Origin of the sequence: Desulfosarcina ovata subsp. ovata (genome assembly GCF_009689005.1) — a bacterium.
GTDB classification, from domain to species: domain Bacteria; phylum Desulfobacterota; class Desulfobacteria; order Desulfobacterales; family Desulfosarcinaceae; genus Desulfosarcina; species Desulfosarcina ovata.
This window is the reverse complement of sequence record NZ_AP021879.1, coordinates 1,808,880-1,834,740: the sequence shown is the minus strand read 5'-3', so window position 1 is coordinate 1,834,740 and position 25,861 is coordinate 1,808,880. Positions and strand designations below refer to the sequence as shown.

Here is a 25,861-nt window from a genome sequence, read left to right as displayed (position 1 = left end):
CCGATGACGACTCAAGCAACGGGAAAGGCACACATGCAAGCTACTGCCCCGCGAACTGGTGGCGCGTAAGGATTCGCGGATCCCCCTGTTTGTCGGCCGATGCATCGATCCGGAACGCATGCAGCATTTTTCTGAAAACCGTGAGCTGGTCGACTGGCTGAGGTTCCGGACCAATACTGTTCGGCACATTCATTGATAAGAGTATTGAGCAATAACTTTGGCGATATTCACATCAAATATTTCTAACAAATTATTTTTTACTGCTAATAACCAGTGAAGACCAATTTTATAAAACTGTTTTAATTTTTCTCCAAGAAGAGTTACTAACCCGCAAACATATGGTCTTTTTGCATTTGAATTGGAGCATGAAGATGAAGTTAGCAAGGTTTCGTTCTTATTATTTTCTTCAGATTCATGCTCATCTTTTTCATTTTCTCTGCTTATTATTTCCGTATCTTGTTTGAATGATAATAACAATAGATAAGCAATCATATACAAGTAGAATTGTATCTGTACGCCATGAGGAGATTGGCTCATTAAGTGAATTCCCTTGAAGGTTCTTTTTATGAAGCGAAAAAAAAGTTCCACTTGCCACCTGTAAGCGTAAAGCATTATAATTTCGTAAGTTGTCAAATCATTTCTGTTTGTGATCAAAATGTAGTTTTCGCCCATAGCCGTAAAGCTAACAATACGATAACTTGCTTTGTTTTCATCGCTATTGAATATTATATTTGAATCTGTGATGTCACTGAAAAATTTCAAGAATGTATCCGGTACGGTGGCAGTGAGACACTCTTTTACAGTGTACGTCATATTCGACTTTCCGCGAATAATAAAAAATGCATTGCTGTCGGATATCTGCTTGAACAGATTGAAAGCGATATAGCCTCGATCACAGACATATGTAATGCCTTCGCGAAGAATTTGCTTAACAAATTCTTTTTCGGAAAAGTTACCTTCCGTACTGATAAATTCGGTTGGAATCATTCGGTTGAGTTCAAAAGATAAATGCATTTTGATCGCATTAGCGGTTTTCTTGTAACAAGCCCATGCCATATTGGAAATGGCCGGAAAAAGCGAACCATCTACAATTAGCATTTTTCCAAGATGACTGATTTCCGGAATTTTATGCAAATCCAATTCTTTTACCAACTGATGGAATATATCTTTAAATATTTCTGGGGGATAACGATTAAACGCTTCATTATACATAGACTTCGATGCGACGACCAATCCTAATGCCTTAGCAGTTGGTGATGTTTTGATCTCAGTGACGATTTGTCCAACGCTTTTAATTCTGGTTATTATTCCAAAAAGCAAATTTGTGGTGAACGATGATAATGAAAGCTTGTAAGTGTCCAAATCATTATGGAGACTATTTTGATTAACCTCAATCAATGGTAGCACCGGTGATAGAATTGTTTGAAAAACATTTTTGTCGATGTGTTCGCTCATGGAGACCTCCTGATTAATTAATTGTACCCACCATGATTAAAACACAAAGCGATCTTTTTGTCCAGTGCTATTTTTTATTTTAATAACAGGATGTTATGGCAATATATATGCCGAACAGTATTGGTTCCGGACCTATTTTTTGGCCAATCGCGCCCATTGTATGGCTGCATCCAGCCGTCGGCCTTTCAACCCCCCACGTACGGCGGATCTCCCGCAACCCCTGATCCCACCGGTGCCCGCCGGCCTTCTGGAGGCAGAGGTCGCCGCTCTGGACCCGGGCTGTTTTCTGGTCTCCCACAAAAAGATGACCGTCTTTGTGACGGTTCCATTGACGAGGTCTCCCTGCTGGTGTCGGAGATCGAAGGCGATGGCAAACGGGTGCCGGTGCTGATCAAGCACTACCTGAAGTTGAATGGTGAGTTTATCGCCTTCAACGTCGACCGGGATTTTTGCGATGCCGTTGACGGCCTGGTGGTGGTGGACCTGATGAAAACCGAAACGCGCCTTTTGGAGCGCTTCATGGGGGCCGGCGGGGGCCGGTCCTACAGGGCATTCTGGTTGCAGGCCGAAGCCGGTGAGGGTTGATTCGTATCCTCACAAACCGCGAACTACGGATTCAGTACGATTGCGATTATTGCCCCTGGGGTTGCTCGTAGGCATCCACCAGCACCTGCCAGGCCTGCCGGTAGGCGGATAGCGCATCGGCCAGCTGGGGAATCACTTTCCCGGCGACGGCATCATAGCGTCTGCGATCCATGGGATTGACATTCTCGTGGCGGATGGCCTTGAGGTAGACCAGTGTTTCCAGGGCAAAGGCCATGCGCGCGGCACGTTCCGGCGTTGGGGGGCGGTAACGGTAGCTGGAACGGATTTTTTCCACTTTTTTCGGATCCGGTGGCAAAAGGGAGAGAATGTCACCCGTACCGGTGCACAAGGCCTGATGGGTCGCTTTGAGGCGCTGTAGAAGGGGTTTGAAATCCTTGCGACTGCGTGACGCCATATCGTCCACTTGACGGATTTCTTCGGGAAGGGGGCGTTTCAGATACTCCGTGGCGGTCTGAAAAAAAGGTGCCAGCACGTGATTGGCCGTTCCCTTGAGCCGGCTGCCCTCGATCCGGCGGCGAATATCCGAAAACCGAAGGCAGTCCGTCCTGCAGATATCCTGCATTTTATCCAGCAGGATGTCATTGAAGATGGCCGCAGAAGAGATCTCCGGGCTGTTCAGCCGTTTTTCAAGCGGTCCGCAGGTACGCTCCAGGCAGTCGTTCATCAGGGCGCGCAGGTATAGCGGACCCTTGATGCGGATCCGTGCCAAGCGCTGTTTCAGCAAACGAAACCCTCGGTATATCCCATACATCAGCCAGGCGATGATCAGAAGTGGCAGCACCGGACCGAAGCGTCCCAGGCGGACCATGAGACCGGTGCGGTCCAGGGTGGTATAGACCACGATGATCAGAACCAGACCACAAAAAAGCGCTGCCGCCACCGGGTTGACGGCAGATCCATTCTCATTGGCCAGGGCGGGGCAAAAATGGTGCCGGTCGTTTTTCGGCGGCCGCCGCCAAGCGGCAATCCGGAGTGGCAGCCCATCAGGCGGTGCGTTAGATTTCACGGCATCCTGAAATATTTTAATTGGATGGGGGGAGGATCTTCAGGTTCTCCCGCTCCTTGGCGGGTTCCTGGTGCGGCGCCGGCAACATCTGCTTCTGGCTGATCAATTTGCCGTTCTTATCGATGACGGTATCGTCTTCCATGATCAGAAAGCCCAGTTTTTCCATGACATCGTTGCGGTACCGGTATTCGTGCTCCATGTGTCTCTTGCTGAGTTTGTAGTTGCTGACGATCCAGGAAATCCCGAAGATCAGCCCGGCCACCAGCAGTACCCCGCAGGCAATCAGGCTGTAGGTGACCATTTTCTCACCGGCGTTGAAGATGAAGAGGAAAATGGCGTCCAGTTTGTAGAACAGGACTGTGGCGGCCACCAGTACAAAGAGTACCGGCAGGAAGGGGACTTTTTTCATGTGGGTGAGAAACAGGTTGAACTGAAAAAGCTTGGACCGGTGGTCATCCTCGTCCGCAGCGGTGACACCGCCTTCACCAACTGCCGGCGTGTTGCCGAAAATGAACTGGTTGAAGGCCAGGATAAAGACCCCCAGCAGAAAGGTGGTCGCCACCGGCGTGATAAAGGAGACGTAAAAATAGAATTTCCAGGGAAACGGTCCTTTATCCGGGCCCAAATTGCCCAGAAAACTCACCAGAAAAATCAGAATTTCAACGGCAATGATGAACCACAGGTAGTTGATGAAAAAACTTTTCAGTTCCACCCCGTCGAAAAGGGTAGCCAGTCCGCTATGTTTTTCTTTTTTATCGGTACTCATGAATGTTCACTATTTGGTTTGGGTCCGGCACCCGTCCTGATGGATGCCTGGGGTTAATTTTCGTTACGGGGCCCGTTTCGGCCGCCGTGGATCGAATCACTCCTGCCACGAGGCTCAAATCTATAAAAACACACCGGAACTGTCAAGTTACGAATCTTTGGGGCAATTGTGTAACCATTTTGGCGATCAACCGTTAACCCCGGTTAGGGGCACCCACTCGCATCTGATTCCATTTCCCGTCTATCTTCCTTGCCACTGAATTGACCCCCAGGCAAACGGCTCTCCGGAAGGGAGGTGATAAAACCGCACTCGAGTGTTTTTTGGCATAAATCTTTAACCACCGATGGAGAATTGAAAAATGAAAAAAAGTTTAATTATCATTGGATTGATCACTTTTTTACTGACAATCAATGCCGCGGGGCTGATGGCGGCCGGTCAAACGTTGACCGACCTTGAACGGTTGGGAATGCATCTGTATAAAGACAAAAATCTGTCTTTGAATCAGAACCAATCCTGCCAGACCTGCCATCATCCGTTGGCCGGGTTTGCCGACCGTTCCAATTTTTTGCATCCCTACGATAAATTCGTTTCGCTTGGTTCCGATGGGGTAAGCCAGGGCGGGCGTAATGCGCCGACTTCGGCGTATGCCGGGTACAGCCCGATTCGTTATTATATCGAAACTACAATTGGTGATGAAATTGTAATAGAATATTTCGGCGGTATGTTTTGGGACGGCCGGGCGACGGGCGAAACGTTGGGTGATCCGTTGGCTGAGCAGGCCCAGGGGCCGCCCACGAATCCCGTTGAGATGGCGATGCCTGACGAAGAAGCCGTTATCGACGTGATCAAGGCATCTGACTATTACGACCTGTGGGTCAGTGTGTTCGGGCGCGTTTCAAACATCAATGACGCCTACGACAATTTCGGCCGGGCCATTGCCGCCTATGAACGATCGGCCCAGGTCACGCAGTTCTCGTCAAAATACGATGTGGCCGGGGATGAGTTCACCACTGAGGAAGAAAACGGTCTGGACCTATTCGAATCTAAATGTTCCGCCTGCCATGCCACCACAGTCGATTATGGCGCACCGGCTGCCCTGTTCACCACCTACGGCTACGCCAACATCGGTGTGCCGATCAACGATCTTGTGCCGCTGGAAGGGCCGGACCTGGGGCTTGGCGGTGATATCGGAGACACCACTCAGGAAGGCAAGTTCAAGATTCCCACTTTGCGCAATATTGCCATGACAGCACCCTATTCGCACAATGGTAGTTTTCCGACTCTCTACGACATGGTTTCGTTCATTAACGACCGAAGCCCGTATGATCCGGAGGTTGACGGGAATCTCTCCACATTAGTAGGCAATCTTGATCTGACCGAGGCTGAGATTGATGATATTGTGGCTTTTCTGGAAACCCTGACCGACGGTTATTGATTTCCTGTTAAAACCGTATTTCAGTAATCTCAAAAAGCGGGAGGAACACCACTGTCTTCCCGCTTTTTCTATTTTTATCCCCTTGGAGCGGGCTAAGCCCGCGAAAAACCCTAAGAGCCTGTTTGATAAATCCGTCTAAGGCCCGCCAACGGCGTTGGAAAGTGTCTCAAAATGCTCACATATTACATATATGCTCCGCTTTCGAGCCACTTTCCGCCTTGCTGTCGGGCCTGATCCAGATTTCTCAAACAGGCTCTAATAAAAAAAAGGCAGCGACAACGAAAAAATCGCCAGGTTGCCCAGCACATGGATCACGATGGGCGATAGCAGGCTTCCGCTGAGATGGTAGGCGATGGCGAAGACGATACCGCCGACGATCTGGGTGACGGGCACGGTCGTGCCCGTGTGAAAGGCGGCGAAGACGGCCGTTGAGATCAGCACGGCGGCAACCGTTCCCCAGCGCCGCAGATAGCCAAAAATCAGCCCCCGGAAAACGATCTCCTCGGCCACCGGTGCGATGCCCCCCCCTACGATAAAGAACAGCACCCGCATCGGCGGCTCGGCCGGAAGCGGCGAGCGGACCAGGCGAAACGGGTCCTGGCCGGCGGCCGTCAAACCGGCAAAGAGCAGACCGGCGGCCAAGGCGAAAGCGGCCGATCCGATCAGCCCCTGCCGCAGACCCGTTTTCAACGTGTTGCGGCCAAGTCCGATGGCCGTCAGGCCGCCGGGCCACGTTCCGGCCAGGCCGCCCAACACCGCGATCTGGAGCGTCCGGGTAACGGCAATCAGCCATAGATGGGGAATTCCCATCCGGTGGCCGACACCCGCGAGAACGGCTTCCAAGAGAATCACGGCTGACAGGGATGTCAGTAGGAAGGCTGCAGGGAGCGGGGCTGAACCCATCCCAGTCTCCTCAATGCACGGTAGGCGTACATCTGAACATACCAATGCGGTTCCTTGCTGAGACGGTCGAGGATCTGGGGGATCGCTTTGCGGTTTTTACGTTCGCCCATGGCCCACAGCGCCTGGCAGACCACGATGGGCGACGGATCCCTGGACAGCTGGTCCAGCATCGACACCGCCTGGGGATGATGGGAATAAGCCAAACTGCGTGCCAGCCAATACCGCTCGGCCACATCCGGACTGTTCTGCAAGTCCGCCTTTCGGGCAGCCAGGGTGATGTCCTGCCGTTCTTCGCAGGCCTTGCGCAGGGCGGCAATCCGTATGGCTCGGGATGACACCGAAAGTCCGGTATCCGTGGCGGTGGCGGCGGCCATGGCGGTGTGGCCCCGATAGACGGGTGCCAGCAGGGTGCTGCCGATGGCAATGCAGAGGCAAGCGGCAATGATGTCCGAGACGGCAACACTCAGATAAAGGTTGGGCAATGCGCCCATCAGGCTGAACAGCAGGCCGAAAAGCATCAGTGGGAAACCGACCCGCAGGCAGGCCAGGGTAATGATTCGTAACATGCGGTTGTTATCCAGGCGGTCGGCATAGGTGGCCAACAGCGCTGCCGGACTGCCCAACAGCGTTTCCTTTTCCACCGACAGGATGGGACGGCGGTTGTGAGCCAACAGCAGGCGGGCGGGAGGGGCGCCCGCACCGATGGTCAGGTCGGCCGGAATGCCTGGGGCGACGGGAAGATAGTCGTTTGTTCGCAGGACCCTTTCAAGACGGCGTTGATTGTCACGATTCAACGTGTTGCCCAAAATGCAGGTGCGTATCTGTTTCTGGTCCAGTGATTTATAGGCTTCGGCAGGGTAGAGGGTATAGGTGTAGTAGGCGTCGACGATCCGTCGGCCGGGACGGCTGTCCAGCAGCAGGTGGTCGCGGATGTTGGTAAACAGGTTGTCGTCCAGCACCAGGCTCCACAACAAGGCCAGAATCAAGGCCGCAGTCACCGGCCAGAGGATGCCGGTCGGCGAAATCAGAGTTGTGCGGGCCGGCAGCAAAGCGATGGCGGCAACACCGGTAACCAGGGGAACCACGATCGCATACATGCTGGCCGCCGGATTCAAACCGTTGCTGTTGACCAGGTAGACCAGGACCATCCAGGCAACCACGCCGATGATGCTCGACCGCAGGCGGCGGTGAAAGACCCGGTCCCACAACCAGGCCGCGATCAACGTCAGCAAGGAGAGTCCCGCCCCGATGCTCAGCGTAAAGAAGAGGCCTCCGGCCATGGCCGGTCCCAGCGCGTCCAGCTGTGCCGTTACCCGAGCATTGGGAACGGCCAGATATCCGTTGCGCACAATCACTTCCGTGGTTTGCAGAAGGTTCAAATTGGAGAGGTAAACATGCGCGGTGGCGACGACCTGGGCGCTTAAAAGACCGATGAAAAGAACCGTCGGGGCGTAAAAGCGGCGTTTCATTTCCTGTTGGACACCCTCACGGGGTTTGTGGTAATGACTCTATTCGTTTGAGTCGGAAACTATGTTTTTACCAATGAGAACCGTCTGACCTTTTTGTTCATATCAGCTTTGTTCATATCAGCTGTGATGCCAAGAATCAACAACAGGAGGAGAACAGGATGAGAGAAGTGGTTATCGTCAGTGGCGCCAGAACCGCGGTGGGTTCCTTTGGAGGATCATTGAAAACCGTTTCGGTGGTGGAACTGGGCGCAACCGTCATGAACGAGACCCTGAAAAGGGCGGGGTTGCGTCCGCAGCCCAATGCGGCCATGCAGGCGGCCGGTCCGGACGCCCTGAAAGATCAGGGACTGATCGAGCTTGAAAAGAAAGCCATGGACTGGGATACCAGTCTGCCGGCGGTCAGCATCGATGAGGTCATTATGGGCAACGTGCTGCAGGCGGGCCAGGGACAGAACCCGGCCCGTCAGGCCATGGTACGCGGCGGCCTGCCCAAGGAGACACCGGCGTTTTCTCTCAACAAGGTCTGCGGCAGCGGGCTCAAGGCCATCGCCCTGGGCGCGTCGTCCATCATGACCGGAGAGTCGGACGTGGTCCTGGCCGGCGGCATGGAGAACATGAGCATGGCCCCCATGGCACTGCCCAAAGCCCGTTGGGGCCATCGCATGGAACTGACCGGTAAGGGGGAACTCACCGATCTGATGGTCTTCGACGGACTGTATGAAATTTTTTACGGCTACCACATGGGCATGACCGCCGAAAATATCGCCAAGCTCTACGATATCGGTCGCCAGGAACAGGACGAACTGGGCGTACTCAGCCACACCCGCGCCCGCACCGCCATCACCGAGGGGCTGTTTGCGCCCGAAATCGTTCCGGTGACCATTAAAAACCGCAAGGGCGACATCATTTTTGATACCGATGAACGTCCCATGGACACCAATATGGAAAAGATGGGCAAGTTGCGGCCGGCATTCATCAAGGATGGTACGGTCACCGCCGGCAATGCCTCGGGAATCAACGACGGCGCTGCAGCGGTATTGATGATGACGGCTGAAAAGGCCAAGGAGATGCGGCTGGAACCCATCGTCAAGATCAAGGCCTTCCGTTCCGGCGGCCTGGATCCGGCATACATGGGATTGGGGCCGGTGCCGGCGGTACGCAAGGTCCTGGCGGCCACGGGAATGACCATCGACGACATGGAGATGATCGAACTCAACGAAGCCTTTGCCTCCCAGGCCATCGGCTGCATGCGGGAGCTGAAGATCGAGACCGAGAAGCCCAATGAACTGGGTAGCGGGATTTCCCTCGGTCATCCCATCGGCTGCACCGGCGCCCGGCAGATGGTCAGCGGGATGAACCTAATGAAGCGGAAAGGGTATTCCACCGGTCTGATCACCATGTGTATCGGTGGCGGCATGGGGATGGCGATGATCATCGAAAGATGATTTTTTCCTTTACTTTTTCGGCTGTTATTGTTAAGAAACAAAGGTTTTTGATTTACACGAAAACTCCTTAGAGGCTGTTTGAGAAGTCTGGATCAGGCTCGATAACAAGGCGGAAAGTGGCTCGAAAGCGGAGCATATAGGTAATATGTGAGCATTTTGAGACACTTTCCAACGCCGTTAGCGGGCCTTAGACGGATTTGTCAAACAGCCTCTTATCCAATGATCGATACAACGGCAACAGGAGAAGGACGCTATGGATATCAGCAGAAAACTGGGAATTCTGGTTTTTACCGGCGTTCCGGCGATTATCGGCGCCGGAATCATTTATGGGATAGCCGGCAGCTATACACCGGTTGCCGTATATGAAATACTGCTTTATTTCGTTGCCGGAGCCATCATCAGCAAATAGATTGACCTCGTCGATGGCGGTTGAACCGCCGACCCGCTGAACTTGACGCGTTATCACTTAATTTCTGCGCAAATGCCCCTCGATTTTACTATCCGGGCATTTGCGCAGATTGCGTTAGGATCGGGGATGTTTTCAAAAGCACCTTAAGGACCGACAATGACCTGCTGCCCGGCTTGTGGCACCGGCCTCTTGTTACCCACACCCGGCTGTTCCATCGATCCGTTGCTGGCTTTTCCGGTTCGTGGAGGGACCATGGAGGTCCGCACCTCCCAAAATATGATCCTCTGGTTTTTTCTGGGCTGTTTTCTGATTTCCATCTTGCTGATGGGGTGGTTGCTGTCGCCCTTTTTTCCGATCATTGTCCTGGGGGCGGTGGTCGCCGGCGCCTTTTCTCCCCTGTACCGGCTGATCAGCGCGCATGAGCGGATCAGCCCCGGTTTTGCGTCGATGTTGACCTGTGGCCTGATTTTTCTGATCCTGTTCGTGCCGATCGTTTTTTTTGTCGGCATTTTGACCCAGGAGGCCGCCGAGCTGATCCAGTTGGCCAAGAGCCCGGCACTGTCCGGTTTCATCAATACCCATTTCACCAACAGTGCGCTTCTGGCGCGCATCAATCCGCTGCTGGCCAATCTCGATATTGCCATTACCGGCGAGGAACTCAACACCACCATCTCCGAGATCGGTCGTGCGGTGGGACAGTTCCTCTTCGACCAGGCCCGGTCCATCGCCTCCAACACCCTGGCCTTTATCGCCAGTTTTTTCCTGATGCTGCTGGTGATCTTCTTTCTGCTGATCGACGGCCCTCGCCTGATTCGGTTTCTGATTGATCTTTCCCCCCTGCCTGAGGAGCAGGACGCCAAACTAATTGACAAGTTCAGCGATATGGCCGGTGCCATCCTGTTCGGCAACGGGCTGTGCGGGATCATTCAGGGCGCTGCCGGCGGTGCGATTTTCTGGTTGTTCGGCCTGCAGTCGGCTTTTTTGTGGGGGGTGATCATGGCCCTGTTGGCCTTTCTGCCGATTATCGGCATCGGCGTGGTCTTTATCCCCACGGTGATTTTTCTTTTTCTCAAAGGACGCATTGCCGTCAGCATCTTTTTTTTGGTATTTTATCTTTTGCTATCCGGCAGTGTTGAATATCTTCTGAAGCCCAGGGTGGTGGGAAAGCGGGTCCAGATGCACACCCTGGTGGTCTTTCTGGCCATTATCGGCGGCCTGCGGCTGTTCGGGATTCTCGGGATTATCTACGGGCCGCTGATCGCCACCGCTTTTCTCACCTTAACCGATATTTACCATGCCAGTTACCAGCGTCTGATCGAAGACATCTAACCCTGTACGGCGCAGCCCGTCGGTGAACCATGGGGTTTTCCGGCTGCTGCACCAACCTAGATAGAAGGACCGTGCACCAAGATGAGTGACAATTCAACCGAAGCGTTACAAAGCCCGGAAGTCAGCATCGAAAACGAAATGAAGCGTTCCTACCTGGATTACGCCATGAGCGTGATCATCGGCCGGGCGCTCCCCGATGTGCGCGACGGGCTCAAACCCGTTCACCGGCGTGTGCTCTTTGCCATGCGGGAGCTTAAAAACGACTACAACAAGCCTTACAAAAAATCGGCCCGCATCGTCGGCGACGTGATCGGTAAGTACCACCCCCACGGCGACAGTGCCGTGTACGAAACCATGGTGCGCATGGCCCAGGATTTTGCCATGCGCTACCCACTGGTCGACGGCCAGGGCAACTTCGGTTCCATTGACGGCGACCCGGCGGCAGCCATGCGGTACACCGAGGTGCGCATGCAGCGCCTGGCCCACGAGATGCTCGAGGACCTGGACAAAGAGACCGTCAACATGATTCCCAACTACGACGAGTCCCTTGAAGAACCCTCGGTCCTGCCGGCCAAATTTCCGGCGCTGTTGGTCAACGGCTCTTCGGGAATCGCCGTGGGCATGGCCACCAATATCCCGCCGCACAATCTCTCTGAGGTGATCGAAGGCATCAAGGCCCTGATCGACAACCCCATGATCACCTGCCACGAGTTGATGGCATTCATTCCCGGTCCTGATTTTCCCACCGCCGGTGTGATTCACGGTATCCAGGGCATCCGCGACGCCTATGAAACCGGTCGCGGCATTGTGCGGGTGCGCGCCCAGGTAGCGGTTGAGGAGAACAAGAAAACCGGCCAGGAAACCATTGTCGTGACCGAGATTCCCTACCAGGTGAACAAGGCGCGGCTGATCGAGAAGATCGCCGAGTTGATGAAGCACAAGGTGATCGAGGGGCTCAGGTTCGTGCGTGACGAGTCTGACCGCCGGGGCATGCGCATCGCCATGGCCGTGAAGAAAGACCACATGGCCGGCATCATCATCAATCAGCTCTACAAGCACACCCAGATGGAAAACAGTTTCGGGATCATCCTGCTGGCGGTGGTCAAAAATCGTCCCCAGGTACTCACCCTGAAGCAGATTCTGGAAAATTTCGTTCTCCATCGCAAGGAGATCGTCATCCGGCGCACCCGCTTCGACCTGAACAAGGCCGAAGCCCGGGCCCACATCCTCGAAGGCTTGAAGATCGCCCTGGACAACCTGGACGCGGTGGTCCAGCTGATCCGCAGCTCCAAAACGCCCCCGGAAGCCAAGGAACGCCTCATGCAGACCTTCAGCCTGACGGTGATCCAGGCCCAGGCCATTCTCGACATGCGTCTGCAGCGACTCACCGGCCTGGAGCGGGACAAAATTGTCGAGGAGTACGATGCCGTGCTCAAGGACATCGCCCGTTTCAAGGAGATTCTGGGCAGTGAGGCGTTGGTGCTGGGCATCATCAAGAACGAACTGGATATCCTCAAGGGGGAGTTCGGTGATGAGCGTCGCACCCAGATCGTGGCCGGCAGCCGTGCGTTGACCATCGAGGACATGATTGCCGAAGAGGACATGGTGGTCACCATCACCAACACCGGCTATATCAAACGCAACCCCATCACCCTCTACCAGAGCCAGCGGCGCGGCGGCCGGGGAAAGACCGCCATGGGCACCAAGGATGAGGATTACGTGACTCATCTGTTCGTGGCCTCCACGCACCACTATTTTCTCTTTTTCACCAACCTGGGCAAGGTCTACTGGTGCAAGGTGTATGACATTCCCCAGGCCGGCCGCCAGAGCCGCGGCAAGGCCATCGTCAACCTGCTTGAATTTGCCGATGGCGAGCGCATGACCGCCGTTTTGGCCGTGCCGGCCTTCGAGGCGGGGCTGCATGTGATCATGGCCACCCGCAACGCAACGGTGAAAAAGACCGATCTGATGGCTTACAGCCGGCCGAGGACCGGCGGCATCATTGCGCTGCACTTGGCCGAAGGGGATGAACTGATCGCCGTGAAACTTTCCGACGGCACCCAGAACGTTTTTCTGGGAACCGCCATGGGCAAATCGATCCGCTTCCACGAAACCGATGTGCGTCCCACCGGCCGCACGGCCCGGGGAGTGCGGGGCATGAGTCTGGCCGAGGGGGATCGTGTGGTCGGCATGGAGGTACTGCAGCATGGCCAGACGATGTTTACCGTTACCGAGAATGGTTACGGCAAACGCACCTCCATTGATGAATACCCGCTCCATCGCCGGGGCGGCAAAGGGGTGATCACCATCAAAACCAACCAACGCAACGGCCAGGTGGTGAGTATCCTGCTTGTGCAGGACGAAGACGACCTGATGCTGGTTACCGATACCGGCAAACTGATCCGCATGCCGGTCTCCGGTACCTCGGTGATCAGCCGCAACACCCAGGGGGTCAGGCTGATTGTGATGGAAGCGGAGGAACGGGTGGTCAGCGCCGCCAGCCTGGCGGAAGAAGATGCGCCCAATGGCGGTGACGCGGAAGACGATGCCGGTGGGACGGATGATGAGGCGCCGGAGGTGCAGGAATGATAATGCGTGATGCGAGTATCGAGACAACGGCCATTGGCGTCGTGGGCGCCGGCAGTTGGGGAACCGCGCTGGCCCAGCTTCTGGCTTCCCAGGGCTTTTCCATCGACCACTGGGTGTACGAGGATGAGGTGCGCGAGCAGATGCGCACGGACCGGGAAAATGGCCGTTTTCTGCCCGGCGTGCGGCTTTCCGATAACCTGCACCCTTCCGGCGACCTGGATGCGGTGGTGTCCGGCAAGGATCTGGTGCTGGTGGTGACCCCCTCCCACGTTACCCGCCAGACCATGCAGCGCTGCGGCCCTGCCATTGATGCCGATACCATTGTGGTCAGTGCTTCCAAGGGGATTGAAAACCAGACCCACCTGACCATGTCCGGCGTCCTGACCGAGGTGATCCCCGGACTGACCGACCAGCGGCTGGCCGTTCTGACCGGCCCCAGCTTCGCCAGGGAAGTGGCCCGCCAAGTCCCTACCGTGGTGACGGTCGCCTCCGGTAATCCCGATACGGCGGCGTATGTTCAGCAGGTGTTTGCGACGCCTTATTTCCGGGTGTACACCATTGAGGATGTGATCGGCGCCGAACTGGGCGCCTCGGTGAAGAATGTGATCGCTATCGCCGCCGGCGTGATCGACGGACTCGGTTTGGGACTCAACACCCGTGCCGCCCTGATTACCCGGGGGTTGGTGGAGATCCGCCGGCTGGGACTGGCCATGGGGGCGCAGCCGAGAACCTTTACCGGCCTTGCCGGGGTCGGTGACCTGATCCTGACCTGCACCGGGGATCTGAGCCGCAACCACACCATTGGCAAACAGATCGGGCAAGGACGCAAACTCAAGGACCTGCTGGCCGAGATGCATATGGTGGCCGAGGGGGTCAAAACTGCCCGCTCGGTGTACAACCTGTCACGCAAACTGGGCGTGGAGATGCCGATTTCGCAGGCCATCTATCATCTGCTTTACGACGACCTGGACCCGAAGACGGCGCTTCACCAGTTGATGACAAGGGATCTAAAACAGGAGCTGGACGAAATATAACAGGGGCGTAACGAAGGGAGCGAATCGGTGGCGCAGGATGAAAAGAAACCGCCCCACAAGGGCGCCGGCCACCGCCGGCGGCTGCGAGACCGGTTTCTCCAGTCGGGGCTGGACGGCTTTCACGATTACGAGGTGATCGAACTGCTGCTTACCCTGGCCACGCCGCGCAAAGATTGCAAGGATGCAGCCAAGGCGGCCATGACCCGTTTCAAGTCATTCCAGGGGGTGCTCGACGCGGCGCCGGAAGACCTTTGCCAGGTGCCGGGCATCGGCCCGACTACCCTGTTCGGGATCAAACTGGTGCCGGCGGTCTGCCAGCGTTACCTGAAGCAGCAGTTGGAAGGCAAAACGGCACTGGCCAATTCGAAAGCGCTTTTCGACTACCTCGACCACACCCTGCGGGACCGAAAACGGGAGTGCTTCATGGCCATTTACCTGGATGCCAAGAACCGGGTGATTGCCGATGAGATTCTTTTTGTCGGAACGGTCACCGCCAGCGCGGTCTATCCCCGTGAGGTGGTCAAGGCGGCCCTGGCCCATACGGCTGCGGCAGTGATCTTCGCCCACAACCACCCCTCCGGCGATCCGACCCCGTCACCCGATGACATGGCCATTACCCGGCGGCTGGTGCAGGCCTGCAGCCTGATGGGCATCACCGTTCACGAGCACCTGATCGTCGGTGCCGAAGGATACTACAGTTTTGCCGATCACGGGCATATGGCGCGAATCAAACGCGAGGCCAGCGAATCCGATAGCTGAAGGACCCGCAGAAACGCGTATTTCAGACGAATCCAAATCAGCCACAAGCGAAACCGATGACCGTTAACCAGAAGAAATTCCCGCCTTGCTATGGAGATCTTGAAACGGTTTTCCCCATGGGAGCAGAAGGACTCCGGCAGAGTCCCGAATCCTGCATGCCCTGCTGCTACAAAACCGAGTGCCTGAGAAAAGCCATGACAGAGCGGGGCGGAATCACCGTTCGTGAGGAGATCGTCGACCGCGCATATGCGTCGGGCATGGTGGGCTTTTTCGAGCGCTGGTCACGTAAAAAAGCACTGTCTGCCAGAAAACAGAAAAAGGACGCATCCTAACTAGCGATACCGAAACCAAGGAGGAATCGATGGCCAAACTTTCCGTTTCCGATCTCAATGTCAAGGGACAGCGGGTACTCATGCGGGTCGATTTCAATGTCCCCCTGGACAATGGCCGGGTGGCCAACGACAAACGGTTGCGTGCGGCCCTGCCGACGATCCGGTATGTTCTGGAGCATGGCGGACGTCTGGTGCTGATGTCGCACCTGGGTCGGCCCAAAGGCAAACGGGTCCCGGAACTCTCGCTGAAACCCTGTGCTGCGGCACTGGAATCACTCTTGGGGCAGCCGGTAGCCTTTGCCGACGACTGCATCGGACCGGCTGTCGACCGCGCGGTGGAGACGCTGGCCAACGGGCAGGTCCTGCTGCTGGAGAATTTGCGTTTTCACAAGGCCGAGACCGACAACGACGATGCCTTTGCCCGTGCCCTGGCCGGTCTGGCTGATTTGTATGTCAATGATGCATTCGGCACCGCCCATCGGGCTCATGCGTCCACTGCCGGGGTGACCCGATTCGTCAAGACCTGCGCCATGGGATTTCTCATCGAAAAAGAGGTCGCCTATCTGGGCGACGCCCTGGCATCGCCCAAACGGCCTTTTGTGGCCATTCTGGGCGGAGCCAAGATTTCGGGCAAGATCGATGTGATCAGCAGCCTTTTGCCCAAAGTGGACCGGTTGATCATTGGTGGCGGCATGGCGTACACGTTCTTCAAGGCCAAAGGCTTCGAAATCGGCAACTCCCTGGTCGAGCCGGACAAGGTCGAACTGGCCGGTAACCTGCTGGCCCAGGGGGGCGACAAGCTGGTGCTGCCGGTGGATTGCCTGTGCAGCGATCAGTTTGATTTCGATAATCGCACCGTTGGACCACTGATCCCCACGCTGATCGATGCGATTCCTGCCAGCGGCAGCGGGCTGGATATCGGGCCGGCTTCCGTGGCTGCCTTCGAGGAGATCATTTCAGGCGCCAAGACCATTGTCTGGAACGGTCCCATGGGCGTATTTGAGATCGATGCCACGGCCGGTGGCACATACGCCGTGGCCCGGGCCATGGCAGCGGCTACGGAGAAAGGGGCCATTACGGTGATCGGCGGCGGGGATTCCGCCGCTGCGGTGGAGAAGGCCGGCCTGGCCGATCGCATGACCCATATTTCTACCGGTGGCGGTGCGTCACTGGAATTTCTGGAAGGCAAAGTACTACCCGGGGTGGCCGCATTGACGGATCGATGAGTCCGGCCGGGTCTCGTTTTTGTCACCGATGACGGTGGGTGAAGGCGTGAAACGGTGGAACCCGAAATACCGCTGGTGGATCATCGCCATCCTTCTTGGCACAGGGCTGTTGCTGCTATTGCTGTTCCGCCACGAAATGGCCTCCGGACTGATGACCGCCTACCGCTGGATCGCCAACCGGGAGGAGGTGGCCAGGGTAGTCAATGCCTTTGGTCGCGGCGCTCCCCTGGCGTTCATGGCACTTCAGGTCCTTCAGGTGGTCCTGGCTCCGGTACCGGGCGAGGCCACGGGGTTCATCGGCGGATACCTGTTCGGTACCCTGGGCGGTTTCCTTTACTCCAGCCTGGCCCTGGCCCTGGGATCCTGGATCAACTTCGGCATCGGCCGTTACCTGGGCAAACGGTTTGTCAGACGCTGGGTCCCGGCGGACAAGCTGGATCGCTTCGACCATCTCCTTAAACGGCAGGGGATTATCGTTCTTCTCATTCTCTTCATTTTTCCCGGTTTTCCCAAAGACTACCTCTGTCTGTTCCTGGGCATCACCGCTGTTCCCCTTAAGGCATTTTTACTCATCGCCACATTCGGCAGGATGCCCGGCACGCTGATGCTGAGCCTCCAGGGCGAATTTTTGTTCCAGAAAAACTACCTGTTTTTTGCCGTTGTTTTTGGGGTGACCGGCGTGGCCGCATGGCTGAGCATCCGATATCGCGATCGGATCTACCGCTGGATGGAAAAACTCAATGGAAAAACCGACAGCAGCCGTTGACCCCCGTTCACAATCGTGTTAATTAAAGAAAAACAGTAGCATCCGTAACCTCACCCCATAACCCGAAACCCAACCATCCGCCCGAAGGGAGTCCCGGTGGCCTTCTGGAGTGTCAGAGAGGAGCTCAGTCAGTTCAACCGCCTGCGCCGTTCCTATTACGAATTGCTGAGGGACGAGCTGGACCAGTTCATGCTGGATTACTCTCTGATCCAGTCCTACCAGCAGTTTGCCGATCGCAAGCTCTCTTACCCCTTCATCGAAAAGCGCGAGCTCAAGCCTCGCGCAAGAATTCCCGGCATCGAGTACGAGTGCCAGAAGACGTTTCTGGTCATTTTTGTGGAGGATGTCATCCCGGCGAACCACAAAAAATACATTCGATTCTTCGATGTCAACAAACCCACCAAAACCAATCTCCTGCAGTCCAAGGCATTGCCGTTGCCCGAGCAGTTCGACAGGACCCATAAGTATCTCGACTCGGTCCATTTTTATAACTTCATGAATGTGCTCATGCCGGTGGATTACGCCCTGTTGATCCAGCGCGACCCCTCCAGCCATTCGGCCAACCGCTACAGCCTGACCCACTACCATGTCAGGATCGATTGGCCTATTGCCGATGCAGCCGAAGACCTGGCCCAGAACCTGAGGTATATTTCCAAAGATCTCTACGAAAAAGGAGACAAGTGCGCCGAACTGATTCAGCGGAAACTGTTTGAATATTATGGCATGCCCTTCATGGTCGGGGGACGGCGCACGGCCGCCATGGTCGCGGCCCAGTACCTCAAGCGAATTCCCTGCATTACTACCGTTTATGCCGGCAGCAGTGAATCCCGGACCCTCTATCGCATCTCCGAACGCGGGGTTTCCAAGGCGGCCCTGGTCCGTTTTACCAACGAGGAGGCCCGCCGGATCGCCGAGTCCCAGAAGATACCGCTGCGCTCGTTCAGGAAAAATTACGTGATTGCCGACAAAGGCAAAACCAACATCTGTATTTTCCAGGCGACTTACTCCTACACCGCCCACGCCCGCCCGCCCGAAGACGGCAAACTGCGCGAAATCAATCCCGACGTGAACTGGCTCACCGTCGGTGAGGAGCATCTGCTTCCCAAACCCGGGGTCCGCAAGTACCCGCCCATTAATTTGAATCTGATTTATACCTGAACCAATTGAGCATAATTTGCTTGAAAACCAATGGTATTCCCGCTACCGTGGTTTGAATCAAGCGGATGCCGATGCCGTTTCGTCAACACCCGGCAGCGGCTTTCATAAAAAGGAAAAACGTATACAAACGCGTAATGCGGCGGTAGAAAAGGAGAGACTCGTATGCAGCGGTTACAGGGATTTCAGAAGCGGTTTCTCCGCGGGCTGGCCCATGGGCGTAAACCGGTGGTGTTTGTGGGCCAAAAGGGACTTTCCCCGTCGCTTCTCAATGCCATGAACGACGCATTGGACCGCCATGAACTGGTCAAGGTCAAATTTATCGAATTCAAGGAAAAAGAGAAAAAAATGGCCATCGCCGAGCAGATCGAGCAGACCATCCTTTGCGAGATGGTCGCTATGGTGGGCCATATGGCAACTTTCTACCGCTGGCAGCCGGATCCGGAAAAGCGGAAGATTGATCTGCCGGCCAAGGGGAAGTAACCCGCCGGAGGTTGACTTCCCGATCAAGTGGGCATAGATTGAGCAACCGTCGATTGCCTGTTCCCGCGGCCCTTCGCCGAATTGTCCAATCAACCCTTTGAGGAGTTATCCGATGTCACATCATCACGACCATGATCACCATCACGACCACGACCATGATCACCATCACCATCACGACCACGACCATGATCACGACCACTCACACGACCACTCCCATGGGCACGATCATCACCACAGCCATGCTGCCGCACTCTCATTTCCGGAAAAGCTCGAAAAACTGCTGACGCACTGGATTCAGCACAACGACCACCATGTGGAAGACTACCGGCAGTGGGCCGAGCAGGCCGGCCAGAACGACCAGGCCGACGTGGCCGAACTTCTCCAGGCGGCGGCGGAACTGACGGAATCGGTCACCCTGCGCTTTCGCGAGGCCCGCGACAAAATCAAATAAAACGGTCGACCTATTGCCAGGTAAACACCGTATCCGCGCAGATTCTGCGACAATCCCCGACCGCTGTCACGAGGGACGGATCGAGTGCGTTCATCAGGATCATGGTGGTGCCGGCGGCGGCCAGCATGGGCAGAAAGGCGCTCTGGTAGCGGCGGCGCAGGTCGCTGCCCGGCGCGCCGGTGGTCAGGTTGGAGAGACCGGCAATGGTGTGGACCGGAAAGCCGAGAAGATCGGGCAGGCTGCGGATGACATCCAGCACGGCCATGTTCTGGCGGTTGCCGTCCTGCCAGGCCAGGGGTGCCACCACCGGATCGAAAATGAGCCGATCCGGGGTGATCCCGGCCTGCTGGCATTTGTCGAAAAGGGCGATGGCCGATTCCATGCGGCCGGCCGCATCCGGGGGCACATGCCCGTCGGGACGCAGGAGATAGGCAATCAGGTCGCAGTCGTACCGGGTGGCCAGGGGCAGGATGCGCGCCAGTTTGTCCTTTTCGAGGGAAAGCCCGTTGATCACGGGACGCCTTCGGCAGGCGGTCAGTCCGGCGGCCATGGCGTCGGGATTGGTGGTGTCCAGCACCAGCGGCAGGTCGACGGCCGCCTGAACGGTTTCCACCAGAAAGGTCATCCGTTCGGCCGGTTTGCGGGAGAGGGGGCCGCTGTTGATGTCGATGGCCTCGGCACCGGCATCCCGGCAACGCATGGCCAGTTCCCGGACCGGGGCCGGATCGAGCTGTTCCACGGCCCGGCCGATGAATGGCCGGGTAATGCGCAGGTTGTCGGCAACGACGATCATGATGGTTTTTCTCCGGGATCATCCGCCGGACAGCGGATCAGGTCCAGTGGCCGGGTGGGGATGTTCAAATAGAAGGTCGCCTGGCTGCCGGGATGGGCCGGTGACCGCCGTTGGCCGTGTTCATCGACGATTTTTGCGATGCGCGCCGAGCGGCTCGGTCCACCGGGTGAGATGACATCCACGGCTTCGTTTTCAAAAATGCGGTTCTTCACCTGTACTTGTGTGCCGCCGTCCGGGCTGCGGCCGGTCACCTTGGCCACGAACCGGTATCCGGGGTGGATCCGGTTCTCGGTGTTGGCGGCCGTCTGGTGGGGATCGCCGAAGTAGAATCCGGTACAGTAGCCCCGGTGGCTGATGGCGGCCAGCTCGGTCAGCCAATGCGGCTGGAGGGCATAGCCGTCCGGATCGCGATACCAGGCGTCGATGGCCTCCCGGTAGACCTTGACCACGCCGGCCAGGTAGTGGATGCTCTTCATGCGGCCTTCGATTTTCAGGCTGGCGATCCCGGCGCCGATCATCTCCGGGAGATGTTCGATCATGCACAGATCCCGGGCGTTGAAGATGTAGCTGCCGCGCTCGTCCCCGGCAATTGGGAAATACTGCCCGGGGCGGGTCTCCTCCACCACCGCATAGCTGAAGCGACAGGGCTGGCAGCAAAGCCCGCGATTGCTTTCCCGTTTGGCCATGAAACCGGACATCAGGCAGCGTCCCGAGTAGGCCATGCACATGGCGCCGTGGACAAAGCTCTCCACGGCAATGCCGCTGTCCGCCGCCATGCTGCGGATCTCTTCCAGGGTCAGTTCCCGTGCCGCGTTGACCCGTGTCGCGCCCAATTCCTGCCAGAAGCGGGCCGTGCCGCTGTTGGTCGTGTTGGCCTGGGTGCTGATGTGCAGGGGAATTCCGGGGACCCGTTTGCGGGCCTGCATGAAAATGGCCGGATCGGCCACGATCAGGGCGTCGGGTTCGACCGTGCCCAGAAAATCGAGGTAGTCGGCGATGGCCCCGGACTCGCTGTCCCGCGAGTAGATGTTCACGGCCACGTACATGCGGATCCCCCGCTCACGGGTCAATCGGCGGGCCGCCAGCATCTCCGGCCTTGAAAAATTGGCCGAGAAATTGCGCAGGCTGAAATCGCGACCGGCCAGATAGACGGCATCGGCGCCGTAGTGGATGGCGATTTCCAGCTTTTCGGGCGTCCCCGCCGGCGCGAGCAGTTCGATTTTTTGGGTGCTTGATATTGTCATGATGAGAAGAAGACGTGTCAGCCCTTCGGCCCGAAATCCTGTCCGATCATCCTTTCCAGGGACGCATTCAATGCCGCCCGCGAGAACAGCTCCAGGGAGACCACGCCGGAAAATCCATTCAGCAGCCCCACGATCCGGGCCATGCGGCCGGACGACAGCCGGTCCAGCGGCAGGTGGTCGTGGCTGCCGATCACGCCGTGCAGGTGGACGATGGCGATGCGCGATTGCCAGCGATCAAAGAAAGAATTCAGATTTTCACCGTACACCATGAGATGGCCCATGTCCATGCACACGGAGAGGTCCAGGGCGTCGATCACGGGGGCGGCCAGATGGAAGGTGTCATCCAGGTTCTCGACGGAGATGCGCCGGCCGGTCAGCCGTCCGGCCAGGACCTCGGTCAGCGACGCAGCGGTGGCCGCCTGCCAGCGGTCGATGTCATGATCCGCCGGATCGCGGTTCAGGTGCAGGGTGAAGGTGCTCGGGCTGAGCGGCAGGCAGCGGTCGATGAATGCGCCCAGGACCCGGACCGCCTTTTCCCGCTCGGCGGTCTGCCGGTGGCCCGGGTGGATGTCCGTGGGCAGGTGCACGTTGTAGGTGATATCGCCCTCACGGCCCAGGTCCGCCAATTCGCGGATCAACTCTTGGCTGGGCAGGCTGTCCGCAAAACGGCTTTCGAAAAAGAGCAGTTCGATCTCATCCACGAAGGGGGCCAGGTGACGGACGTTTTCGGCATAACCGGCCCGGTAAATGAAAGAGGGGCAGGCCAGGGTGAACGGAAACGCCCGTTTTGCCGAAACGGTGAGTGGTTCGAACGGCGTGGCCATCCGGCGTGCTTTTTCGTCCACGGTATCAGCCCGCCATCTGAAAGGCCAGGCCGATGGCGGCCGCGGCCATGAAGACCAGCAGGCTGGTGACCAGCATCAATTGACAGGCCTGGTCGATGTGGTGCACCCGGGCAGCGCCTAACCTGCGGCCGATGACCGGTTTTTCCACCCTTTGGCCATGGTAGATGTTGGGGCCGCCCATCCACATCCCCAGGGCGCCGGCAAAGGCCGCTTCGGGGTAACCGGCATTGGGGCTGGCGTGGGCACGGCCGTCGGCCAGGGCCGTCTTGAACGTGCGTTTGGCGCGGCCGGTGACCAGGTGCGCGGCCAGAGCGATGAAGGGAACGCTGAGCCGGGCGGGAATGAAATTGGCCACGTCATCCATGCGGGCCGCAAAACGGCCGAAGTCACGATACCGGTCGTTTTTGTACCCGACCATGGAATCCAGGGTGTTGACCATTTTGTAGGCCATGGCCAGGGGCGCGCCACCCAGCAGGGCGAAAAAGAGCGGCGACACCACGCCGTCCACCAGATTCTCGGCCACGGTCTCCACGGCAGCGCGGGTCACCCCGGTTTCATCGAGCCGGTCGACCTCGCGGCCCACGATCATGGCCACCGCCCGCCGGCCGGCGGAAAGGCCCGATTGCGCCAGGGCCTGACCCACGGTCCGGGCCGCCTCGGCCAAACTGCGTGCAGAGATGCAGGTGTAAAGCATCGCGGCCTGCACGATGACGCCCACGGCCGGGTGAATGAATCCGGCAAGGGCCACCACCAGCAGGCTGATCATCCAGACCCCCGTCACCAGCAGGGCCGCCATGAGACCGCCGGAGGCGATCGGTGATAGGGAGAGGGAGCGGAAGCGGGGCTCCAGCCGTTCGATGGCCTGGCCCATCCAGCGTACCGGGTGGGGCAGCCACAACGGATCGCCCAGCAGCATGTCCAGGATGACAGCCAGGGCCAGTGCCAGGGGAAATCCTTCATCGGACATGGGCACCACCTCCGTTTTCGTGACGCTGGCACAGATCCGCCAGGAGATCGGCGGCCCGGCGATTGTCTGCCGACTCCTTCAGCGAGATGCGGATAAACGCATCGGTCAATCCCTCGAAGTTCGCACAGTCGCGGATCAGGATGCGCTGATCGGCCATGTGCTGCCAGGCCATGGGGGCGGTCAGTCCGCCGGGCAGGCGCATGAGAAGAAAAGAGGTCGCCGAGGGGAAACAGCGGATTGCCGTGCGGCGGTGGATGGCAGTTTGCATCTGCGATCTTTCCGCTGCGACCATCTCGCGTGTGGCGGCAAGGAACGGGTCCACCTGTTCGGGATGGGTCATGAGCCAGGCCACGGCGGTCTGGGCCAGGCTGTTGACCGACCAGGGCAGGGCATAGGCCGTCAGCTTTTCAATCCATGGCGGCGGCGCCTTGACAAAACCGATACGCAGGCCGGGGATACGGAACGCCTTGGACATGGAGTTGATCACCAGCACGTTGGGCAGTGTCGATCCGATCATGCTGGCGGTCTCTGGTTGCGGCACAAAGGGCAGATAGGATTCGTCAATCACGAAAACGGTCTGTGGCAGCGCTTCACACAGGTCGGTGATGGCCCTTTGGTCAACCAGGGCGCCGGTGGGATTGTTGGGGTTGCACAGAAACACCAGGTCGGCTCTGGCGGCTTTCTCGCACAAAAGCGCCATGTCGGGCATGAAATCGTCGGCTTCCCGGCAGATGAAGGGGTCGCAGGGCACCCGGTTCATCGCACAGGCGTCGCGGTAATCCGCATAGGTGGGGCCCACGATCAATGCCCGGCGGGCGGCCAGGGCGCGCGGAATCAGGTAGATCAGCTGGGTGCTGCCGTTGCCGGCCATCACCTGGGCCGGATCGATGGCGTGGCGCCGGGCAAACGCAGCGACAATGCCGCCGGCATCCACTTCGGGCAGGGCCGCGATCACCGAAAGATTGGCCGCCAGGTGATCCATCAGCGCCGGCATGGGGCCCAGGGGGTTGACGTTGGCACTCATATCGACGATATCGGCCGGCCGGCAGCCGTGGTCCTGGGCCAGCTGATAGATATTTCCGCCGTGGCCGCCGATCACAGGCCACCTCCCATGCAGACCGCCAGAAGCAGGGCCGCTTCACTGATTTCGGTCATGGCCCCCAGAAGATCGCCGGTGATGCCACCCAGTTTGCGACGGTAGAGGCCGAGCAGCCCGGCGACGACAGCAGCGAAAAAGAGGTTCAGAACGATCCCGCGCCAGCCCAGAAAAAGGGACAGGATGACCGGCACCAGAAGATACCGGAAATCGGTCAGGGCCAGGGGCGTTTCAAAGAAGGCGCTGCCGGTGCCCTCCTCGCCGCGGGCATAGGGCAGAAAGTGCATGCCGAAAATCATCGCTCCGCGGGCATAGGCGGGAATGATCACCAATGCCAGAAAACGGTCCTGGTGGACGTTGCCCAGGGCCACGGTCTTGGTCAGCAGGAGCAGGGCCACGGCCACCAGTCCCATGGCGCCCACCCGGCTGTCCTTCATGATGGCCAGGCTGCGCTCGCGGTCCCCGTGGCCGTAGAGACCGTCGGCCATGTCGGCCAGCCCGTCCAGATGGAAGGCGCCGGTCATCAGGGCCAGAAGGCCCACATCCAGCACCGCGGCCACGGTCGGGGGCCACACGATAGCGGCCAACTGGTCGAACAGGGCCACGATCAGGCCGATGACCAGTCCGGCGATGGGGAAATGGACAATGATTCCCTTGGGATCAAAGGGGCGTGGTTTGCCCAGGGGCAGGGCGCTGATAAACTGCAGGGAGGCGATCAGTCGGTTCATGGAACGCTTTTTTCAGCAACGGGTTTGATGGTGACGGGGATGCCGGCAACGGTCCAGACCACCCGGTCGCAGGCCGCGGCCATGGCCTGGTTGGCCCAGCCGGCCAGATCCCGGTAAAGCCGGGCCAGGCGGTTTTCGGGAACGATACCGGCGCCGACCTCATTGGAGACCAGCACCACGGCGCGGGGTGCCCGGGTGATGGCTTCGGCCAGGTTGTCGATCTGGCCCCGGATCACGGCCACATCTTCGCTCTGCAGGAGCAGGTTGCTCAGCCACAGGGTCAGGCAGTCGATCAGCATCACATCTGCCGTGGCACTGTAATCGCGGATGGCACCGACCAGATCGACGGGAATTTCAAGGGTCTGCCAGCTGTCATCACGATCGCGCTGATGCCGGGCCACCCGGTCGCGCATCTCATCGTCATGGGGCACGCAGGTGGCCACAAAGATGCGCCGCGGACCGGCCGCCTCGGCCAGTTCCAGGGCGTGACCGCTCTTGCCGCTTCGGCAGCCGCCGATTACCAGTGTTTTGTTTTCGTTCGTCATATGCGATTGGGTTTGATATTTTTCC

Annotated in this window: 26 protein-coding genes; 14 read left to right on the top strand and 12 right to left on the bottom strand. The window is 57.7% G+C overall.

Translation table 11 applies throughout. From position 1 onward, the window contains the following. Positions 1 to 189 precede the first annotated feature (189 nt). A complete protein-coding gene (locus tag GN112_RS08285) occupies positions 190 to 1,455 on the bottom strand; it encodes an IS4 family transposase (RefSeq protein ID WP_155308364.1) in 1,266 nt (421 codons plus the stop codon). Positions 1,456 to 1,803: 348 nt separating this feature from the next. Between GN112_RS08285 and GN112_RS08280 the strand changes: the two genes are divergently transcribed. Further along, positions 1,804 to 2,040, top strand: a complete 237-nt coding sequence (locus tag GN112_RS08280) for a hypothetical protein (protein WP_155309779.1) — start codon at positions 1,804 to 1,806, stop codon at positions 2,038 to 2,040. Between the two features lie 46 nt (positions 2,041 to 2,086). Here the strand turns inward: GN112_RS08280 and GN112_RS08275 are convergent, their stop codons facing one another. Together GN112_RS08275 and GN112_RS08270 are read right to left on the bottom strand one after the other, a co-directional pair. Continuing rightward, positions 2,087 to 3,067: a hypothetical protein gene (locus GN112_RS08275; protein ID WP_155309778.1), complete on the bottom strand. Its 981-nt coding sequence runs from the start codon at positions 3,065 to 3,067 to the stop codon at positions 2,087 to 2,089. A gap of 16 nt (positions 3,068 to 3,083) precedes the next feature. Further along, complete coding sequence (locus tag GN112_RS08270) at positions 3,084 to 3,833, bottom strand: hypothetical protein (RefSeq protein WP_155309777.1); 750 nt, start codon at positions 3,831 to 3,833, stop codon at positions 3,084 to 3,086. Positions 3,834 to 4,191: 358 nt separating this feature from the next. Here GN112_RS08270 and GN112_RS08265 point away from each other — a divergent pair, with 358 nt between their 5' ends. Beyond that, the gene (locus GN112_RS08265) at positions 4,192 to 5,268 is read left to right on the top strand and encodes a cytochrome-c peroxidase (RefSeq protein ID WP_155309776.1); all 1,077 of its coding nucleotides are present in this window, start codon (positions 4,192 to 4,194) and stop codon (positions 5,266 to 5,268) included. Positions 5,269 to 5,523: 255 nt separating this feature from the next. Here the strand turns inward: GN112_RS08265 and GN112_RS08260 are convergent, their stop codons facing one another. Both GN112_RS08260 and GN112_RS08255 read right to left on the bottom strand, forming a co-directional pair. Further along, positions 5,524 to 6,171 carry a CPBP family intramembrane glutamic endopeptidase gene (locus GN112_RS08260; protein ID WP_155309775.1) on the bottom strand — a complete coding sequence of 216 codons (648 nt, stop codon included), beginning with the start codon at positions 6,169 to 6,171 and terminating at the stop codon, positions 5,524 to 5,526. Beyond that, positions 6,135 to 7,640 carry a HEAT repeat domain-containing protein gene (locus GN112_RS08255; RefSeq protein WP_155309774.1) on the bottom strand — a complete coding sequence of 502 codons (1,506 nt, stop codon included), beginning with the start codon at positions 7,638 to 7,640 and terminating at the stop codon, positions 6,135 to 6,137. The genes GN112_RS08260 and GN112_RS08255 overlap by 37 nt, the downstream gene beginning before the upstream one ends. A gap of 158 nt (positions 7,641 to 7,798) precedes the next feature. Between GN112_RS08255 and GN112_RS08250 the strand changes: the two genes are divergently transcribed. The 12 genes from GN112_RS08250 to GN112_RS08200 all read left to right on the top strand — a co-directional run bounded on the left by GN112_RS08250 (position 7,799) and on the right by GN112_RS08200 (position 19,618). Next, on the top strand, positions 7,799 to 9,085 hold the full coding sequence (locus GN112_RS08250) for a thiolase family protein (RefSeq protein ID WP_155309773.1): 1,287 nt from the start codon (positions 7,799 to 7,801) through the stop codon (positions 9,083 to 9,085). Between the two features lie 253 nt (positions 9,086 to 9,338). Further along, on the top strand, positions 9,339 to 9,494 hold the full coding sequence (locus tag GN112_RS33775; RefSeq protein ID WP_173179086.1) for a hypothetical protein: 156 nt from the start codon (positions 9,339 to 9,341) through the stop codon (positions 9,492 to 9,494). Between the two features lie 252 nt (positions 9,495 to 9,746). Further along, complete coding sequence (locus GN112_RS08245; protein ID WP_155309772.1) at positions 9,747 to 10,823, top strand: AI-2E family transporter; 1,077 nt, start codon at positions 9,747 to 9,749, stop codon at positions 10,821 to 10,823. An 81-nt stretch (positions 10,824 to 10,904) separates the two neighbouring features. Next, positions 10,905 to 13,412 carry a DNA gyrase subunit A gene (gene gyrA, locus GN112_RS08240; RefSeq protein ID WP_155309771.1) on the top strand — a complete coding sequence of 836 codons (2,508 nt, stop codon included), beginning with the start codon at positions 10,905 to 10,907 and terminating at the stop codon, positions 13,410 to 13,412. Beyond that, a complete protein-coding gene (locus GN112_RS08235) occupies positions 13,409 to 14,446 on the top strand; it encodes an NAD(P)H-dependent glycerol-3-phosphate dehydrogenase (RefSeq protein ID WP_155309770.1) in 1,038 nt (345 codons plus the stop codon). Before gyrA ends, GN112_RS08235 begins: the two co-directional genes overlap by 4 nt. A 27-nt stretch (positions 14,447 to 14,473) precedes the next feature. Then, positions 14,474 to 15,205: a RadC family protein gene (radC, locus tag GN112_RS08230; protein ID WP_155309769.1), complete on the top strand. Its 732-nt coding sequence runs from the start codon at positions 14,474 to 14,476 to the stop codon at positions 15,203 to 15,205. 56 nt (positions 15,206 to 15,261) lie between these two features. Continuing rightward, entirely contained in the window at positions 15,262 to 15,537 is a 276-nt protein-coding gene (locus GN112_RS08225) for a hypothetical protein (protein ID WP_155309768.1), read from the top strand. 29 nt (positions 15,538 to 15,566) lie between these two features. After that, entirely contained in the window at positions 15,567 to 16,763 is a 1,197-nt protein-coding gene (locus GN112_RS08220; RefSeq protein WP_155309767.1) for a phosphoglycerate kinase, read from the top strand. A 46-nt stretch (positions 16,764 to 16,809) separates the two neighbouring features. Further along, the gene (locus GN112_RS08215) at positions 16,810 to 17,529 is read left to right on the top strand and encodes a TVP38/TMEM64 family protein (protein ID WP_162458840.1); all 720 of its coding nucleotides are present in this window, start codon (positions 16,810 to 16,812) and stop codon (positions 17,527 to 17,529) included. Between the two features lie 96 nt (positions 17,530 to 17,625). Continuing rightward, on the top strand, positions 17,626 to 18,687 hold the full coding sequence (locus GN112_RS08210; RefSeq protein ID WP_155309765.1) for a hypothetical protein: 1,062 nt from the start codon (positions 17,626 to 17,628) through the stop codon (positions 18,685 to 18,687). A 162-nt stretch (positions 18,688 to 18,849) separates the two neighbouring features. Then, positions 18,850 to 19,167 (top strand): YhbY family RNA-binding protein, encoded by a 318-nt coding sequence (locus GN112_RS08205; RefSeq protein ID WP_155309764.1) that lies wholly within the window; start codon positions 18,850 to 18,852, stop codon positions 19,165 to 19,167. A 112-nt stretch (positions 19,168 to 19,279) separates the two neighbouring features. Beyond that, positions 19,280 to 19,618: a DUF8180 domain-containing protein gene (locus GN112_RS08200; RefSeq protein ID WP_155309763.1), complete on the top strand. Its 339-nt coding sequence runs from the start codon at positions 19,280 to 19,282 to the stop codon at positions 19,616 to 19,618. A gap of 10 nt (positions 19,619 to 19,628) precedes the next feature. On the opposite strand, the gene GN112_RS08195 is transcribed toward GN112_RS08200, so the two are convergent. The 7 genes from GN112_RS08195 to cobU are packed head-to-tail and all read right to left on the bottom strand — an operon-like array spanning position 19,629 to position 25,836. Next, the gene (locus GN112_RS08195; RefSeq protein ID WP_155309762.1) at positions 19,629 to 20,411 is read right to left on the bottom strand and encodes a dihydropteroate synthase; all 783 of its coding nucleotides are present in this window, start codon (positions 20,409 to 20,411) and stop codon (positions 19,629 to 19,631) included. Next, entirely contained in the window at positions 20,408 to 21,655 is a 1,248-nt protein-coding gene (locus tag GN112_RS08190; protein ID WP_155309761.1) for a peptidase U32 family protein, read from the bottom strand. Before GN112_RS08190 ends, GN112_RS08195 begins: the two co-directional genes overlap by 4 nt. 17 nt (positions 21,656 to 21,672) lie before the next feature. Then, the gene (gene cbiR / locus GN112_RS08185) at positions 21,673 to 22,500 is read right to left on the bottom strand and encodes a cobamide remodeling phosphodiesterase CbiR (protein WP_155309760.1); all 828 of its coding nucleotides are present in this window, start codon (positions 22,498 to 22,500) and stop codon (positions 21,673 to 21,675) included. A gap of 4 nt (positions 22,501 to 22,504) precedes the next feature. Continuing rightward, complete coding sequence (cbiB, locus tag GN112_RS08180) at positions 22,505 to 23,467, bottom strand: adenosylcobinamide-phosphate synthase CbiB (RefSeq protein WP_155309759.1); 963 nt, start codon at positions 23,465 to 23,467, stop codon at positions 22,505 to 22,507. Beyond that, a complete protein-coding gene (gene cobD / locus GN112_RS08175; protein WP_162458839.1) occupies positions 23,457 to 24,566 on the bottom strand; it encodes a threonine-phosphate decarboxylase CobD in 1,110 nt (369 codons plus the stop codon). The genes cbiB and cobD overlap by 11 nt, the downstream gene beginning before the upstream one ends. Then, a complete protein-coding gene (gene cobS / locus GN112_RS08170) occupies positions 24,563 to 25,291 on the bottom strand; it encodes an adenosylcobinamide-GDP ribazoletransferase (protein WP_155309757.1) in 729 nt (242 codons plus the stop codon). Before cobS ends, cobD begins: the two co-directional genes overlap by 4 nt. After that, complete coding sequence (cobU, locus tag GN112_RS08165; RefSeq protein ID WP_155309756.1) at positions 25,288 to 25,836, bottom strand: bifunctional adenosylcobinamide kinase/adenosylcobinamide-phosphate guanylyltransferase; 549 nt, start codon at positions 25,834 to 25,836, stop codon at positions 25,288 to 25,290. The genes cobS and cobU overlap by 4 nt, the downstream gene beginning before the upstream one ends. Positions 25,837 to 25,861: the final 25 nt, after the last annotated feature.